The sequence below is a fragment of the Brevundimonas sp. Root1279 genome, assembly GCF_001425945.1.
In the GTDB taxonomy this organism is placed as follows: domain Bacteria; phylum Pseudomonadota; class Alphaproteobacteria; order Caulobacterales; family Caulobacteraceae; genus Brevundimonas.
The window spans coordinates 124,201-139,435 of record NZ_LMEB01000001.1 but is presented as its reverse complement, the minus strand read 5'-3'; the positions used below and the strand labels follow the sequence as shown (position 1 = coordinate 139,435).

General features: G+C 71.0%; 12 protein-coding genes and 1 riboswitch. Of the genes, 8 read left to right on the top strand and 4 right to left on the bottom strand.

Annotated features, from left to right (window positions below; translation table 11 throughout):
• The first annotated feature begins 33 nt into the window (after positions 1-33).
• Positions 34-885, top strand: a complete 852-nt coding sequence (locus tag ASC65_RS00690; protein WP_056448109.1) for a hypothetical protein — start codon at positions 34-36, stop codon at positions 883-885.
• Between the two features lie 46 nt (positions 886-931).
• Positions 932-1,072, top strand: a riboswitch (cobalamin riboswitch).
• Between the two features lie 155 nt (positions 1,073-1,227).
• Positions 1,228-3,066, top strand: coding sequence for a TonB-dependent receptor plug domain-containing protein (locus tag ASC65_RS00685; RefSeq protein ID WP_056448106.1), 1,839 nt, complete (start codon positions 1,228-1,230; stop codon positions 3,064-3,066).
• Here ASC65_RS00685 and ASC65_RS00680 read toward each other — a convergent pair.
• The 3 genes from ASC65_RS00680 to ASC65_RS00670 form a co-directional block, all read right to left on the bottom strand.
• Complete coding sequence (locus tag ASC65_RS00680) at positions 3,050-3,949, bottom strand: aldo/keto reductase (RefSeq protein ID WP_235561362.1); 900 nt, start codon at positions 3,947-3,949, stop codon at positions 3,050-3,052. The genes ASC65_RS00685 and ASC65_RS00680 overlap by 17 nt on opposite strands.
• A gap of 317 nt (positions 3,950-4,266) precedes the next feature.
• Positions 4,267-6,132 (bottom strand): DNA helicase RecQ, encoded by a 1,866-nt coding sequence (gene recQ, locus ASC65_RS00675; RefSeq protein WP_056448103.1) that lies wholly within the window; start codon positions 6,130-6,132, stop codon positions 4,267-4,269.
• A 39-nt stretch (positions 6,133-6,171) separates the two neighbouring features.
• On the bottom strand, positions 6,172-6,630 hold the full coding sequence (locus tag ASC65_RS00670; RefSeq protein ID WP_056448100.1) for an OsmC family protein: 459 nt from the start codon (positions 6,628-6,630) through the stop codon (positions 6,172-6,174).
• 111 nt (positions 6,631-6,741) lie between these two features.
• Between ASC65_RS00670 and rpe the strand changes: the two genes are divergently transcribed.
• The 5 genes from rpe (at position 6,742) to ASC65_RS00645 (ending at position 11,207) form a co-directional block, all read left to right on the top strand.
• The gene (gene rpe, locus ASC65_RS00665) at positions 6,742-7,416 is read left to right on the top strand and encodes a ribulose-phosphate 3-epimerase (RefSeq protein WP_056448097.1); all 675 of its coding nucleotides are present in this window, start codon (positions 6,742-6,744) and stop codon (positions 7,414-7,416) included.
• Positions 7,413-9,215 (top strand): heparinase II/III family protein, encoded by a 1,803-nt coding sequence (locus ASC65_RS00660; protein WP_056448094.1) that lies wholly within the window; start codon positions 7,413-7,415, stop codon positions 9,213-9,215. The genes rpe and ASC65_RS00660 overlap by 4 nt, the downstream gene beginning before the upstream one ends.
• Positions 9,216-9,340: 125 nt before the next feature.
• Positions 9,341-10,237: a thioredoxin gene (gene trxA, locus ASC65_RS00655; protein ID WP_056448091.1), complete on the top strand. Its 897-nt coding sequence runs from the start codon at positions 9,341-9,343 to the stop codon at positions 10,235-10,237.
• Positions 10,238-10,248: 11 nt separating this feature from the next.
• Entirely contained in the window at positions 10,249-10,911 is a 663-nt protein-coding gene (locus ASC65_RS00650; protein WP_056448088.1) for an LON peptidase substrate-binding domain-containing protein, read from the top strand.
• A gap of 101 nt (positions 10,912-11,012) precedes the next feature.
• On the top strand, positions 11,013-11,207 hold the full coding sequence (locus tag ASC65_RS00645; protein ID WP_056448085.1) for a Trm112 family protein: 195 nt from the start codon (positions 11,013-11,015) through the stop codon (positions 11,205-11,207).
• 107 nt (positions 11,208-11,314) lie between these two features.
• Here the strand turns inward: ASC65_RS00645 and ASC65_RS00640 are convergent, their stop codons facing one another.
• A complete protein-coding gene (locus tag ASC65_RS00640; protein WP_056448082.1) occupies positions 11,315-12,568 on the bottom strand; it encodes a UbiH/UbiF/VisC/COQ6 family ubiquinone biosynthesis hydroxylase in 1,254 nt (417 codons plus the stop codon).
• A gap of 149 nt (positions 12,569-12,717) precedes the next feature.
• On the opposite strand from ASC65_RS00640, the gene ASC65_RS00635 reads away from it, so the two are divergent.
• Entirely contained in the window at positions 12,718-15,123 is a 2,406-nt protein-coding gene (locus ASC65_RS00635) for a DNA translocase FtsK (protein WP_056448079.1), read from the top strand.
• Positions 15,124-15,235 lie beyond the last annotated feature (112 nt).

Below are 15,235 nucleotides of genomic sequence, written 5' to 3'. Positions count from 1 at the left end.
TGACCGACAGCAGTGGATCACTGCAATCGATGCATGCGCTCGATCCTATTCGCCCTCTGCGTCGCAGCCGTCTTGGCGGTCGCCCCTTCCGCCATTGCCGAAGACACCCCGCTCTGGAAGCTGGTCGCCCAGTCTAATGTCATCGTGGAGACCGTATTGGATGTCCCCGAGACCTTCCCGGAACGAGCCTATGTGACGTTACGCCTCCGTGACGTACGGACCCTGAAGGCGGACGGCGGCGCGCAGCCGAGCATTCGTTGGTACTCGGAGCCCCAACTCTATCAACCATCCATCGACCAGCTACGTAGCGCCTCCGGTTCGCTCTCCGTGGTGTTCGCCGTACGCAGCGAGGGACAGCTCTACTTCGCGGGCAACACCCCTGCCGCATTGCGTCAGGCGGACCCGTCGGTGATCGCAGCGGTCCAGGCGGAGGTCGCGCGACAAGATGGATTGCTGGCGAGCTGGCAGACAGACCGAAACACCCCTCATTACGCCGAGGTTCGGGCGATCATCGAGGAGATTGTCGCCTTGCCGCCCCCGTCACGTGACGAAAGGAGAAGCGGCATCCCGGCGCAGCAGCGGCTCTTCGATCGCCTGATCGCTCTCGGGCCTGAGGCCGTGCCTACCATCATCACCCTGATGGACGACGACCGGCCGCTGGGTTACCCGGCGATCTCCCTTGTGAATACCAGCCCCGACGCCTTCGAGGGGCTGAGGCACTACACTCCCAAGGTTCTCACTGACGCGCTGGCCGCCGTTCTAAATCAGATCACCGGCGAGCATTTTGGCTTCATCTACAACGGTGCGAGCCCGGACGACCGGCGCCGGACGGTCAACGCCTGGCGCATCTATCTTGATCACCTGAAGTCCGGCGCAGCCGCCTGACCTTGCACAAGCGTCGCTGCACTGCGACAAGCGCGCCAGGCGGTTAAGGGAACGCGGTCCAACACCGCGGCTGTGCCCGCAACTGTAGGCGGCGAGGCCGTCATTCGCTCCGGAGCTTCGGCTTCGGCGCCACTGGGCGACCGGGAAGGCGAGAATGGCGGCTTTTGACCCGCAAGCCAGGAGACCTGGCCGCCGACGTCGTCCGTCCGCTGCCCGGGACCAGGCAGAGACGCGGTGATCCGTCGAGGCGACCCGACTCCTGCGCCGTGCCCTCCAGGGTACGAGTCGGTCGCCCTTTCTACGTCGCCGCGATGTGCTCGCGCGGGGACGACGGAGATACGCATGACGCGATCCCTTCTGCTCGCCACGGCCGCCTCGGCCGTGTTCTTCCCCCTGTCCGCGCACGCCCAGCAGGTTCCGGACGACGATGGTCTGCCCGAGGTGGTGGTCACCGCCACCCGCATCCCGTCCATTGTCGCCGACACCCCCGGCGCCCGGGTCATCGACAGCGCGACCATCGAACAACGCGGCGCCGTCTTCGCCACCGACATCCTGTCCGACGTGCCCGGCCTGTCCGTGACCCGGTCCGGTCCCTTCGGCGGCGTGGCCCAGGTCCGCATGCGCGGCGCGACCCCGGGCAAGACCCTGGTCCTGGTCGACGGCGCGCCGGTCAATGATGCGGCCGAGCCCAACGGCGCCTATGACTTCTCGGGCTTCGACCTGGGCGACATCGATCGCATCGAGGTGCTGTCGGGGCCGCAGTCCTCGCTGTGGGGCTCCGACGCTATCGGCGGGGTGATCGCCTTCACCACCAAGGAGATCGACGGCGTCGCCGCCGAGGCCGAGGCCGGAAGCTTCGACACCCTGCGCGGCCGCCTCGGCGTCGGCGAGGCCAACGAGACCTGGGCCCTGGGCGCCTATGTCTCGCGCTTCACCACCGACGGCATCTCGGTCGCCGACGAGGCCAATGGCAATCCCGAGACGGACGGCTTCGACAACACCACGGTCGGCGTGCGCGGCCGCTACGCCGTCTCGCCGGCGGTGACCCTGGACGGCTCGGCCCGCTGGTCGCAAAGCGAGGCCGACCTCGATAACGGCTTCCCGGTCGAGGACAACGATGACCGCTCCGAGTCCGAGCAATGGTCCGGCGTGGTCCGCGCCAGCGTCGAGGCCCTGGGCCTGGACCACCAGTTCAGCGTCTCGGCCTCGGACATCGCCCGCGAGACCTTCAGCGCCTTCGGCTCGATCTTCGAGGCCGACCGCCAGGCCTACCGCTGGCAGGCCAATGGCGTGACCGGCGCGGCGACCTACGCCTTCGGCCTCGAGCGCGAGAACAGCGCCGGCAGCATCTCGACCGGCGACAGCGTCAGCCTGGGGTCCACCTCGGCCTTCGGCACGGCGCGCTATGACGTCAGCGACACGCTGAGCATCACCGGCGGCTTGCGCTTCGACGACACCGACGACTTCGGGTCCAAGACCACCGGCCGGGTCTCGGCGGCCTGGGACGTCGGCCCCGGCTTCACCCTGTCCGGCGCCTACGGCACCGGCTTCAAGGCCCCGACAGTCAGCCAGGCGGTCTGCGACTACTGCTTCTCGTCCCAGCCGTTCCCGGTGCTGAGGCCGGAAACGGCCGAGGGTTTTGAGGCGGCGATCGGCTGGCGTTCGGCCGACGGCCGCATCGAGAGCCGGGCGACGGTCTATCGCCTCAAGGTCGAGGACCAGATCACCTACATCTTCGATCCGCTCACCTTCGACAGCTACTACGTCAACATCGCCGAGACGGCGACGGACGGGGTCGAGCTGGAAGCCCGGGCGATCCTGATCGGCGGCTTCGACCTGACCCTGGCCTATGCCTGGACCGACGCCCGGGACGAGGCCACCGGGCTGCGCCTGGCGCGCGTGCCGGAACAGGCCGGCTCGGCGACTCTGGGCTGGACGGGCGATCGACTGTCGGGGGCGCTGACTGTGAGGGCCGAGGGCGACGACCGGGACACCAACTCAGCCACGGCCGCCATTCGCGACGGCTTCGTCACGGCCAATCTGAATGCGGCCTATGTCCTGACCGACAACGTCGCCCTGACGGCGCGGGTCGAGAACCTGGCGGACGAGCGCTATCAGCAGGTGCTGGGCTACGGCGAGCCAGGCCGCTCGGGCTACCTGGGGGTCAGGCTGCGCTACTGACCCGACGGGGGCCGGCGGCGGTCGCCGTCGCCGGCTCCAACTGGAAGGCGCTCCAGTCCAGATCAGGCGTCGGCGCGTTGGCGGCGGCGATCACCGCCCGGAGCTCGGCCGAAGAGGCGACGCTGGCGATGGCGGCCGAGACTTCCGGCAGGCCGTGGGCGTAGGCTAGGGCGGCCTGCATGGGATCCAGCCGGGCCTCGGCGAGGCGACGGCGGATGCGCGACAGAGCGTGGGCGTGCCGGGCCATCTCCGGCGGCAGGGCCTCGCCGCTGATGAAGAGGGCGCCGTCGGCGAAGATCGAGTCCGCATGCACCGAGACGCCGAGCCCGGCCAGCTCGGCCAGGACGCCGGTGCGCTGGGCGCGCTGATCGAGCAGATTGAGCGGCAACTGGACGACATCCGGCTGGAAACGACGGGCCAGCAGGGCCGGGCCGTCCTCGAGCCGGGCGCGGAAACCGATGCGTTTGAACAGGCCGCGGGTCTTTAGGCCCTCGAGCCGATCCCAGAGAGCGCGGCCCTCGGCCCCCGCCAGGTCATCGGCGGAGGAGACCAGCAGCACGTCGCCCCGCGGCAGGCCGAGACGCTCCAGCGAGCGGCGGGCGCGGGCCTCGACGCGGTCGACGCCGTCGGTGATCGAAACGGTCTGGACGGTGACCTGGAAGGGCGAGGGGAAGGGCCAGGCCTGGCCCAGCCAACGCTCGCCGTCGCCTTCCGGCTCGGTGGCCACCAGACTGACTCCGGCGTCCGCCGCCGTCTGCAGCAGGACACGCAGCGACTCCTCCCGCGCGCCGGCCGGCAGGGCGTTGAACGACGCTCGCTCGGGCGCGTGCACGACGGCCAGGGCGAGTTTGTCGACCGGAGACGGGGCTCGGTTGAGAATCACAGGCGGAGCTTGCGACCGAATTGCTTAAGGTCCCCCTTCCGAGACCTTGACCGAGTATTACCAGCGCCGCGCCGCCCTCGTCCCGGTCGAAGCCGGCCCATCCACAAGCCGTCCACAGGCGATTCGCCCGCTGTGACAGCGATTCACGCGGTGAAGCCTGTTCCTGCCGGGTGGCGGTTCAGCGGTCGGCGAGCGGTGTGACCGGGGGTATGGCCGTCCGCCGCCTCAAGAAAAAGCGTCGCCGTGGGCAATCGCTGATTCCTTCTGATTCGCAGGCCCCGCCCGGCTGCGCCGTCGGGTATGGCTCGAGAGTCCCGTCAGGCCGCGTTGCGCAGGGCGTCGAGCACGGCCTTGCCGTAGCGATCCAGCTTGGTCTGGCCCACGCCGGCGATGTGGCCCAGCGTGTCCAGGTCGCCCGGCTCGGCCAGGGCGATCTCCAGCAGGGTCTTGTCCTGGAAGATGACATAGGGCGGCACGCGCTGCTCGGCGGCGCGGTCGCGGCGCCAGGCGCGCAGCAGTTCGAAGCGGCCGCGCACGTCGGCGTCCATGGTCTCCAGGGCGGCGTTCCGACCGGTGCGGACCCGCTCGCGCGGCGCCGAAACCCGGGCCGGGGTCAGCCGCACCTCGATGGCCCGCTCGCCGCGATAGACGGCGCGCACCGCCTCGGGATCGCCGAGCCGGACCAGCGGCTTGCCCTCGTTGGGGTCCTCGACCAGCAGGCCTTCGAACATCAGGTGGTCGACGACGTCGCGCCAGGTGTGCAGGGCGGTGTCGGCGCCGATGGCCCAGGTCGACAGATTGGTCTCCCACGGCTGGACGTCCTTGGTCTTGCCGAGCAGGTGGTCGATGACCCGGTTGCGGCCGAAGCGCTGGTCGAGTCGCTGCACGGCGGCCAGGGCCTTCTGGGCCTGGACCGTGGCGTCGAACAGGGCCGGCGGGTCCTGGCAGATGTCACAGACGCCGCAGGGCTGGGCGTCTCCCTCCCCGAAATAGCGCCGCACCGACTGCGGCCGGCAGACCGGGCCGTCGAGCATGGCGAAAAGCTGGCGCGCCTTGCGCACCTGCACCGCCTTGACCTCCTCGGCCATCGGCCGGCCGTCGAGCCGCTTCAGGGTCCAGGCGATGTCGGACGGACCGTACAGGGTGATGCCCTCGGCCGGCTCGCCGTCGCGCCCGGCGCGGCCGATCTCCTGCCAGTAGGCCTCGAGCGACCCGGGCGGGTCGGCGTGGATGACGAAGCGTACGTCGGCCTTGTCGACCCCCATGCCGAAGGCGATGGTCGCCACCATCACGGCGCCGTCCTCGGCCAGGAACCGCTCCAGCCGCTTGTCGCGCTCCCGCGCGTCCATGCCGGCGTGATAGGCGATGGCGTTCGAGCCGGCTTCGCGCAGCGCCTGGGCCACCCGCTCGCAGCCGTCGCGCGAGCCGCAATAGACCACGCCGGACTTGCCGCGCCGCTGGCGAACCAGGTCGATGACGGCGGCGTCGGTGCGGGCCCGCGAGGCGTTCTCCTTACGCACCGCCGACAGCTGCAGATTCGGGCGGGCGAAGCTGTCGACCACCACCTTGGCCCCATCCAGCCGCAGCGAGCGGACGATGTCCTCGCGCGTGCGGGCGTCGGCGGTGGCGGTGACGGCGATGCGCGGTACGCCCGGGAACAGCTCGGCCAGCCGGCCGAGCGTGCGGTAGTCGGGACGGAAGTCGTGGCCCCACTGGCTGACGCAGTGCGCCTCGTCGATGGCGATCAGGCTCAGCGGCAGGTCGTGCAGCCGGTCGATCAGATGCGGCTGGGCCAAGCCTTCGGGCGAGACATAGAGCAGGTCCAGCTCGCCGGCGCGGGCGGCCCGCCAGATGGCCGAGCGGTCGTCCATGGAAACGCCGGAGTCGAGCCGGGCCGCGGCCACGCCCTGCTGCTTCAGCGCCTCGACCTGGTCGGTCATCAGGGCGATCAGCGGCGAGACGACCAGGCCCAGGCCCGGGCGCAGCATGGCGGGGATCTGATAGCAGACCGACTTGCCGCCGCCGGTGGGCAGCACCGCCAGCACGTCGCGGCCGGCCAGGATCTCCGTCACCACCTCGGCCTGGCGACCCCGGAAGTCGGCGTGACCCCAGACCCGCTCCAGCGCGGCGCGGGCGTCGGCGAGCGACGGCGCAGCGGCGTGGGCGAGTGATTCGGCGGACATCGCGGCCTTGTGCCCCGAATGTTCTCCCCCCGGAAGGGGTCAGCGCGGCTCGACCGTGACCTCGGCGCGGATCGAGTTGGCGATGTAACAGTGCTCATGGGAGCGATGGTGCAGGTCGGCGAGCAGCTCAGGCGACGGTCCCACCCCGTCGAAGGCGACCTCGGGGCGCAGCGTCACCGAAGTGATCGAGACCTTGCCGCGCTCGTCCTTGCCCATGACGGCCACGGCCTCGTCGCGGTAGCGGTCGACGACCAGGCCGGCCTTGGCGGCGAAGGCCAGGAAGAACAGCATATGACAGCTAGAGACGGCCGCGACGAGCGCCTCCTCCGGGTCGACGGCGGCCGGGTCCGACATCGGGATCGGGACGCTGGACGGAGCCGAGGAGCCGCGCACCACCGCCCCGCCGTCGAAGCGCCAGTCGTGGGCGCGACTGTAACGGTTGTCGGTGAAGGCCTGGCCCTCGCGGCGCCACTCCACGGTCGCGACATACTCGCTCATCGGCGGTCCTCAGCTCGAACGGAGGTCGATGACTGAACCGTGTAGCTGCAAGGCGGCCGGAAACCCAGCCCACGCCTTGATGTGCCGGGCGACCCGCCTTATCCCCGAACCATGTCCGCGCCCCTGATCTGCCCCTCCCTCCTCGCCAGCGACTTCGCCAAGCTGGGCGAAGAGGTCGCCGCCCTCGAGAGGGCCGGCGCCGACTGGATCCACGTCGACGTCATGGACGGCCATTTCGTGCCGAACATCACGCTCGGGCCCGACATCGTGAAGGCGATCCGCCCGCACACCTCCCTGCCCTTCGACGTGCACCTGATGGTCGCCCCGGTCGATCCCTGGCTGGAGGCCTACAAGAACGCCGGCGCCGACTATCTGACGGTCCACCCGGAGAGCGGCCCGCACCTGCACCGGACTCTCGGCCGTATCCGCCAGCTGGGCGCCAAGGCGGGGGTGGTGCTGAACCCGGGCACGCCGCTGAGCGTGCTGGAGGAGGTCATCGACCTGGTCGACCTGGTGCTGCTGATGTCGGTCAACCCGGGCTTCGGCGGCCAGTCCTTCATCGAATCCAGCCTGCGCAAGATCGAGCGCACGCGCGCCCTGCTCGACGCCGCCGGCTCCAACGCGCACCTGCAGGTCGACGGCGGGGTCACGTCGGCCAACGCCGCCGCCTGCGTCGCCGCCGGGGCCGACGCCCTGGTCGCCGGCTCCTTCGTGTTCAAGGGCGGCCCGTCGGCCTATGCGGCAAACATCCAGGCCCTGAAGGCCGCCGAAAACCCGACGGCATGAGCCCGCTCGGACCCTTCGCCCGCACCGAGACCGACGGCCCTGCGGCCGGAGAGATACCCGGGCTGCGCGGGGCCCCAATGCGCACCCCGATCAAGACCGCGGGCGGTTCGACCGGCCCGGGCCTGTGGCCGACGGTGATCGGCCGCATGCTGACCCGCCAGCTGTGGATCGAGCTCTACGGCCTGCCGGGCTACGCGATGACGCTGAAAGGCCGCATCGCCCAAGGGTTCGCCTCGACGCCGCGCGACTTCCGGCCGGTCGATCCGGCCCCCGGCAAGGCGGTGCTGGGGGGCAAATTCCTGCTCGCCGGCTCCAGCCTCGAGGCCGCCGCGCCCGAGGATCCGTGGAACCGGCCCAGCCCGTCGAAGGCCTTCGCCGCCGAACTGCACGCCTTCGCCTGGCTGCCGTCCCTGATGCTTGAGGGTGAGCGCGGCGCCCGCGAGGCCCTGCGCCTGACCCTGGCCTGGTCGTCGGTCTTCACCCGCTGGTCACCCTTCGCCTGGGGGCCGGACATCCTCGGCCGGCGCACCTTCAACCTCGCCTGCGCCGCCCGTCGCATGGGCCAGGTCGCCACCGAGGCCGAACGGCTCAAGCTCGCCGACGTCCTCGCCCGCCAGGCGCGCCAGCTGCTGCGTCCGCCCGGCGGCGTGGCCGGCAAGGCCGAACGCCTCACCGCCGCGGCCCTCGCCGGCTGCGTCCTGGCCGGACCGCCCGGGGCCGCCCTGCGCAAGACCGCACTGGCTCGCCTGTCGGGAATCCTGCCCCGAACGGTCGGCGAGGACGGCGGCCACGCCGGCCGCAGCCCCGAAGCGGCCCTCGAACTGCTGCTCGACCTGCTGACTCTCGAAGACGCCCTGTCCCAGCTGTCCGAGGCGCCGCCCGAGGCCGTGACCGGCGCCATCCGTCGCCTGACTGGCGCCCTGGCCCACTTCACCCTGCCGGACGGCCGACTGGTCACGGCGCAGGGCGGCGGGCCCTCGACCGCCGCCCGCGTCGCCGCCGCCCTGCCCGACGCCCCGGTCGAGCCCTCAACAGGCTCCGTCGGCGGCATCGCCCGCATCCGCAGCCCGCTGCTGACCGTCGTCGCCGACGTCGCCGGCCCGGCCCGCGGCGCCTGGTCGGTCGCCGCCTGCGCCCAGCCGCTGGCGCTGGAGATCGTGTGCGGCAAGGACCGCCTGATCACCGGCGCCGGCTGGTCCCCGCGCGCCCTCGATCGCCAGGGCCTGCGTCTGCCCCCCGGCCATTCGACCCTGACCCTCGGCGAAGGCTCGACGGGCGAACCGATCGGCGGCTGGAAGGGCGACCTGCTCGGCAACCGCCTGATCGCCCGCCCGCTGCACGTCGAGGTCGACCGCCGCGACGGCGAGGGCGCGGTTTGGCTGGAGGCCGAGCATGACGGCTGGGTCCACGACTACGGCCTGCTGCACCAGCGTCGCCTCTATCTGGACCAGCGCCTCGACGAGCTGCGCGCCGAGGAGCGGCTGCATCCGGCCCCGGGCCAGAAGGATGTCGTCCGCGCCATCGCCGCCCCCTACGCCGTCCGCTTCCAGCTCGAGCCGGGCGTCCAGGCCTCGCTGGCCCGCGACCGCCGCTCCATCCTGCTGCGCGGCCATTCGGGGCGCGGCTGGTGGTTCCGCACCGACGGCCCGGACGTGGCCATCGAGCCCTCGGTCCATGTCGATGACGGCCTGACCCGGCGCTCGCTGCAGATCGTGGTGCGCGGTTCGGCCCGCACCGATTCCGAGACCAAGATTCGCTGGAAGCTGAGCCCCGCGGGGGCCGGCGGCGATCCCACCTAGGGGCGCGTCGAGCGCTTCGCGCGTCCGACCCCTTGAGGCGGGATGACGCGGGGACCATCTTCCGGCTGTCGCGTTTACGCCCAGAATTGAGAGCGGGCCCGAGTCCGCCGAGACAGGATTGATCGATGAGCTTCGCCGACCCCACCACCCTGCCCGACGACCTCATCAAGGAAGGCTCGGACGCCGGCTTCATGGCGGACGTGATCGAGCAGTCCAAGACCCAGCCGGTTCTGGTCGACTTCTGGGCCACCTGGTGCGGGCCATGCCGCCAGCTGACCCCGGCGCTCGAGAAGGCGGTGCGCGCCGCCGGCGGAGCGGTCAAACTGGTCAAGATCGACGTCGACAAGAACCCCGCCTATGCGGGCCAGCTGCGCGTGCAGTCGATTCCCACCGTCTACGCCTTCGTCAACGGCCAGCCGGTCGACGGCTTCCAGGGCGCCGTGCCCGACAGCCAGCTGAAGAGCTTCATCGACAAGCTGACCGGCGGTGAGAGCGCCAATTCCGACATCGAGCAGCTGATGTCGCTGGGCGAGGAGTCGCTGTCGCTGAACGACTTGGGCGGCGCGGCGCAAGCTTTCGCCCAGCTGCTGACCCTCGAGCCGGGCCACGAAGGCGCCATTGCGGGCATGGCTCGCGTCTACCTGGCCGATGGCGATGTCGACCAGGCCCGCCAGACCATCGCAATGGCCCCGCAGGATTCGAAGAACACGACCGTCCAGTCGGTGCGGGCCCAGCTTTCCCTGGCCTCCTCGGCCCCGACCGGCGCTTCGTCCGAGCTCGAGGCGAAGGTCGCGGCCGATCCGAACGACCACCAGGCCCGTTACGACCTGTCCCTCGCCCAGGCCGCCGCCGGCGACCTGAAAGGCGCTGTCGACAGCCTGCTGAAGATCGTCGCCGCCGACCGCGAGTGGAACGAGCAGGCCGCCCGCAAGCAGCTGCTGACCGTGTTCGAAGCCGCCGGGGCCTCGTCCGAGGTCGCCCGCGATGGCCGCCGCCGCCTCTCCTCGCTGCTGTTCGCTTAAGGAGGGGGCCTGTGCCTCAGGGTTATGTGAAGGCGTCGGACCTGCCGCAGGTCATCCCGATCTTCCCCCTGCCGGGCGCGATCCTGCTGCCGCGGGGCCAGCTGCCGCTGAACATTTTCGAGCCGCGCTATCTGAACATGGTCGACGACGCCATGGCAGGCGACCGCATCATCGGCATGATCCAGCCGAATTCGCCTTCGGTGCGACTGCCCAGCCTGTCGCCGATCGGCTGCGCCGGGCGGATCACCAGCTTCGCCGAGACGTCTGACGGCCGCTACCTGATCACCCTGACCGGCTGCGCCCGATTTAGGATCGCGAGCGAGCTGCCGACCCAGACGCCCTATCGGCAGGTCCGTGCGGACTTCGAGGCGTTCGAGCACGACCTGTCCGCCCCCGCGACCGACGATATGGACCTGGACCGCGACGGCCTGCTCAAGGCGCTCGGCGCCTACCTCGAAACGCGCGGCCTCGACATCGACTGGGATACGGCCGAGACGGCCCCGCCCGAGGCGCTAATCAACAGCCTGTCGATGGCCCTCCCGTTCGAGCCGCCCGAGAAACAGGCCTTGCTCGAGGCTCCATCCCTGTTGGACCGCTCCACCGTCCTGACCGCCCTGATGACCATCGATGCGGCCGGCGACAACGGCGAGGGCGAAGCGCCGTCAATGCAGTGAAGTTAGGGGCTAGGTTCTAGGGGTCAGCTTCTAGGGAGACGCGGTGATCGGCCGCCCCGCCTTCCCTAGAACCTGGCCCCTAGAACCTATAACCTTCCCGCATGAGCGACACCTTCAACACCCCCTCCTCCGTGGATCCGCGTCTGCTGGAGACCCTGGTCTGCCCGGTGACGCGCGGCCGGCTGACCTACGATCGCGAACGGCAGGAGCTGGTCTCGGCGGGCGCCAAGTTGGCCTTTCCGATCCGCGACGGGGTGCCGATCCTACTGACGGAAGAAGCGCGGCAGCTGGACTAGGTCGACAGCGGGCATACGTCGTCAATCAGCAACCACTGACTGCCGTCCGGTCCGGGGGCGGATGCGCAGGCTCGCCAGCATCGCCGTGGCGATCGCCGCCGCCCGACTCAGACCGGCTCGCCCCGCAACAGCCGTGGCAGGTCGCCCGAGGCTCCCCCGGCCTCGTGCATGAAGGCGCGGCGCAGGACCGGGATGCGGTTCACCGCGGCCATGCCGAGATCGCGGGCCAGGCGCACCGGCGGCAGGTCGTTGGAGAACAGGCGCACGAAGCCGTCGAAACCGGCGGCCAGGGCGGTGTTGTCGAAGCGGCGCCAGCGGGCGTAGCGGTCGAGCACGATCTCCGAGCCGATGTCCTCGCCCAGCCGCATGGCCTCCACCAGCACCTCGGCCAGGGCGGCGGCGTCCTTCAGCCCCATGTTCAGCCCCTGCCCGGCCACCGGGTGCACTGCATGGGCGGCGTCGCCGATCAGGGCCGTGCGCGGCGCGGTGAGCTTGTCGGCGAGCTGGAGGGACAGCGGATAGACGAACCTCGGCCCCACCACCGAGACATTTTCCATGAAGTCCCCGAAGCGGCGCATCAGGTGGGCGTGGAAGGCGGCGTCCGAACAGGCCTTCAGCGCCTCCGCGCGGCGGGTCGTCTCGGTCCACACCAGGCTGGCGCGCTGCTCGGTCAGGGGCAGGATGGCGAAGGGGCCCGCGGGCAGGAAATACTCGTGGGCCACGTTGCCGTGGTCCCGGCCTAGGGACACGGTGGCCACCACCCCGCTCTGGCCATAGCCCCAGCCGGTGACGTCGATGCCGGCCTGCTGGCGCACGCGCGAGCCGCGGCCCTCGGCCCCGACGACCAGCGGCGCCTCGAGCGTGCCGCCGTCGGCCAGAGTAACCGTCGTCCGCGCCGGACCCGCGACCACCGTCTGAACGGCTGCGGGAGCCCGCACCTCGATGCCGGCGGCGAGGATCGCTTCGGCCAGGGCGCTCCGGATGTGCCGGTTCTCGACCAGATAGCCGAGCGGTTCGCCGTCCGTGCGGTCGCCGATCTCCTCGGCGTCGAAGCGCAGGAAGGCCGAGGCGGCGGGCCGGCTGGCGGCCCCCGGGCGGCGGCCGTCGGTGACCAGGATGTGATCCATTCGGCAAGCGTTCGGGCGCAGGCCCGCGCCGACGCCGAGCGCGTCCAGCATGCGGAAGGTCGAGAAGGCGATCGCCGTCGAACGGCCGTCGAAGGTCGGGGCCAGCTGGACGCTGAATGGCTGCGGATCGACCAGCACCACCTTCAGCCCGCCCTGCGCCGCGGCGAGCGCGAAGGTCGCCCCGGCCATGCCGGCGCCGGCGATGATGACGTCGTAGCGGTCAGGCTGGCTCATGCCGTCTGTTTCGCGCTCCCGGGGCTCGCCGTCCAGAGGCGTGGCCGTCGCAGTGAAATCCGTCGCATGACCGCGCTGGTAAACAGCCTCTTAACCCTGTCGCGCGCATCGTGCGCGGGAGTCCCGATTCGCCGGAGCCCCGCCGCCGCATGTCCTCCGCCCTCGCCCTCGGCCAGCGCGCCTTCGAGAGCGCCCGCATCGTCTGGGCCGCGCCCTTCGCGGTGCGCGTCCGCGGCGTGCTGCAAGCTCTGCTGGCCGCCCTGCTGGTCGCGGCCCTGGCGTCGTGGAACCCGGCCGACCCCAGCCTCAACGCCGCCTCCTCGATCGCGCCGACCAACTGGCTGGGCCTGAACGGGGCGCTGTTCGCAGACCTGTTCATGCAGTCGCTCGGCCTGGCCGCCTGGCCGGCCGCCCTCCTGCTGGTCGCCTTCGGCCTGTCCGCCGCCATCGGCGAGGTCATGCAGCAACGCCTGAAGCCCACCCCGGGCAAGGCCTTCGCCGCCCTCGCCGGAGTGCTGCTCCTGGGCGGCGCCCTGGCCGCCCCGGCCGCGCCGGCCGCCTGGCCGCTGGCCTCGGGGCTCGGCGGCCTGTGGGGCGACGCCCTCGTCGGTCTGGTGCGCATGGGCTTCGACGCCCTGCGCCTGCCGGGCGCGAATCTGACCGCCGGCATCCTGTTCCTGCCTGTCGCCCTGTGGTGTCTTGCCTACGCCATCGGCCTGCGCGGCTCGGACCTGGCCGAGGGCGTCGACTGGGCGCGCAGCCGTCGTCGCGCTCCACCGCCCCCGCCACCCGCCGCGCGCCGCCCCAAGACCCCGCCGCGGCCTCGTCCCGCCCCGGAGCCGGAGGACGCGGACGACATCCCTCCGCCTCGCGCCAGCCACGACGATTCAACGCCGTGGGAGGACGACGAGCCCGCCCCCCTGCCGACGCCGGCGCCCGCTCGCAGCGCGCCCGAGCCCAAGGTGGCCGCCGCCAAGGCGCCGAAGGCTTCGCGCCGCGAGGCCGACGACGCCCAGGCCACGTTCGACTTCGCCCGCCCCCAAGGCCGCGGCGAGGGCGGCTTCGACCTGCCGCCGCTCGGCATCCTGACAAAGCCGGCCAAGCGCACGGCCTCGGTCGACGAAGAGGCGCTGAAGCAGAACGCCAAGATGCTCGAGGGCGTGCTGCAGGAGTTCGGCGTCCGCGGCGTCATCGACCAGATCCGCCCCGGCCCGGTCGTCACCCTGTACGAACTGGTGCCCGCCCCCGGCGTGAAGCATGGCCGCGTCGTCGCACTGTCGGACGACATCGCCCGCTCGATGTCGGCGCGCGCCTGCCGCATCTCGGTCGTGCCGGGCCGCAACGCCATCGGCATCGAACTGCCGAACGCAAAGCGCGAAACCGTCTATCTGCGCGACCTGCTGGCCTCGGGCGAGTTCGACAAGCCGGCTCACCTGCTGCCCCTGGCGCTGGGCGAGACGATCGGCGGCGAGCCCTATGTCGCCGACCTGGCGCGCATGCCCCACCTGCTGATCGCCGGCACCACCGGCTCCGGCAAGTCGGTCGGCGTCAACGCCATGATCCTGTCGATCCTCTACCGGCATAGCCCGGCGGAGTGCCGCTTCATCATGATCGACCCGAAGATGCTGGAGCTCAGCGTCTACGACGGCATCCCGCACCTGCTGGCCCCGGTCGTCACCGATCCGAAGAAGGCCGTTGTGGCGCTGAAGTGGACCGTGCGTGAGATGGAGGACCGCTACCGGCGCATGTCCAAGCTCGGCGTGCGCAACATCGCCAGCTACAACGAGCGCGCCCGCGAGGCCCAGGCCAAGGGCGAACATTTCGAACGCACCGTCCAGACCGGCTTCGACGAACAGGGCCGTCCGGTCTACGAATCCGAGAAGATCCGCCCCGAGCCCATGCCCTATCTGGTCGTGGTCATGGACGAGATGGCCGACCTGATGCTGGTCGCCGGCAAGGACGTCGAAGGCGCGGTGCAGCGTCTGGCCCAGATGGCCCGCGCCGCCGGCATCCACCTGATCATGGCCACCCAGCGCCCGTCGGTGGACGTCATCACCGGCACCATCAAGGCCAATTTCCCGACCCGGATCTCCTTCCAGGTCACCTCCAAGATCGACAGCCGCACCATCCTCGGCGAGCAGGGCGGCGAGCAGCTGCTGGGTCAGGGCGACATGCTCTACATGGCCGGCGGCGGGCGGATCACGCGCCTGCACGGGCCGTTCGTCGATGACCGCGAGGTAGAGGAGGTCTGCAAGCACCTGAAGCTGCAGGCCGAGCCGGACTATCTGGACCTGATCACCGACGAACCGGACGGCGACGGGGACGGCGGCGGCTTCGGGGACGACGGCGGCGGTTCGGGCGATGACCTCTACGATCGCGCCGTGGCCGTGGTCACCCGCGACCGCAAGGCCTCGACCTCCTACGTCCAGCGCCGCCTGCAGATCGGGTACAACCGCGCCGCCTCGCTGATCGAGCGGATGGAGCAGGAGGGCGTGGTCAGCCCCGCCAACCACGCCGGCAAGCGCGACGTGCTGGCCGGCCCGCCGCCCATGTAGGTTGGGCCGCGGTCGTCGGCCCTTCGGGATCTCCCGACCCGACGCGGCCTGAGCGCTTCGCCAAGGTTGTGGGCAACGGACCGGGCCTGAGGTGCGTTGTCTGGCCCGCTGT

Bases quoted from the DNA above. Each gene is read 5' to 3' on its own strand.
- ASC65_RS00690 (WP_056448109.1), top strand. From the start codon at position 34: ATGCGCTCGATCCTATTCGCCCTCTGCGTCGCAGCCGTCTTGGCGGTC.
- ASC65_RS00685 (WP_056448106.1), top strand. From the start codon at position 1,228: ATGACGCGATCCCTTCTGCTCGCCACGGCCGCCTCGGCCGTGTTCTTC.
- recQ (WP_056448103.1), bottom strand. From the start codon at position 6,132: ATGTCCGCCGAATCACTCGCCCACGCCGCTGCGCCGTCGCTCGCCGAC.
- ASC65_RS00670 (WP_056448100.1), bottom strand. From the start codon at position 6,630: ATGAGCGAGTATGTCGCGACCGTGGAGTGGCGCCGCGAGGGCCAGGCC.
- rpe (WP_056448097.1), top strand. From the start codon at position 6,742: ATGTCCGCGCCCCTGATCTGCCCCTCCCTCCTCGCCAGCGACTTCGCC.
- ASC65_RS00660 (WP_056448094.1), top strand. From the start codon at position 7,413: ATGAGCCCGCTCGGACCCTTCGCCCGCACCGAGACCGACGGCCCTGCG.
- trxA (WP_056448091.1), top strand. From the start codon at position 9,341: ATGAGCTTCGCCGACCCCACCACCCTGCCCGACGACCTCATCAAGGAA.
- ASC65_RS00645 (WP_056448085.1), top strand. From the start codon at position 11,013: ATGAGCGACACCTTCAACACCCCCTCCTCCGTGGATCCGCGTCTGCTG.
- ASC65_RS00640 (WP_056448082.1), bottom strand. From the start codon at position 12,568: ATGAGCCAGCCTGACCGCTACGACGTCATCATCGCCGGCGCCGGCATG.
- ASC65_RS00635 (WP_056448079.1), top strand. From the start codon at position 12,718: ATGTCCTCCGCCCTCGCCCTCGGCCAGCGCGCCTTCGAGAGCGCCCGC.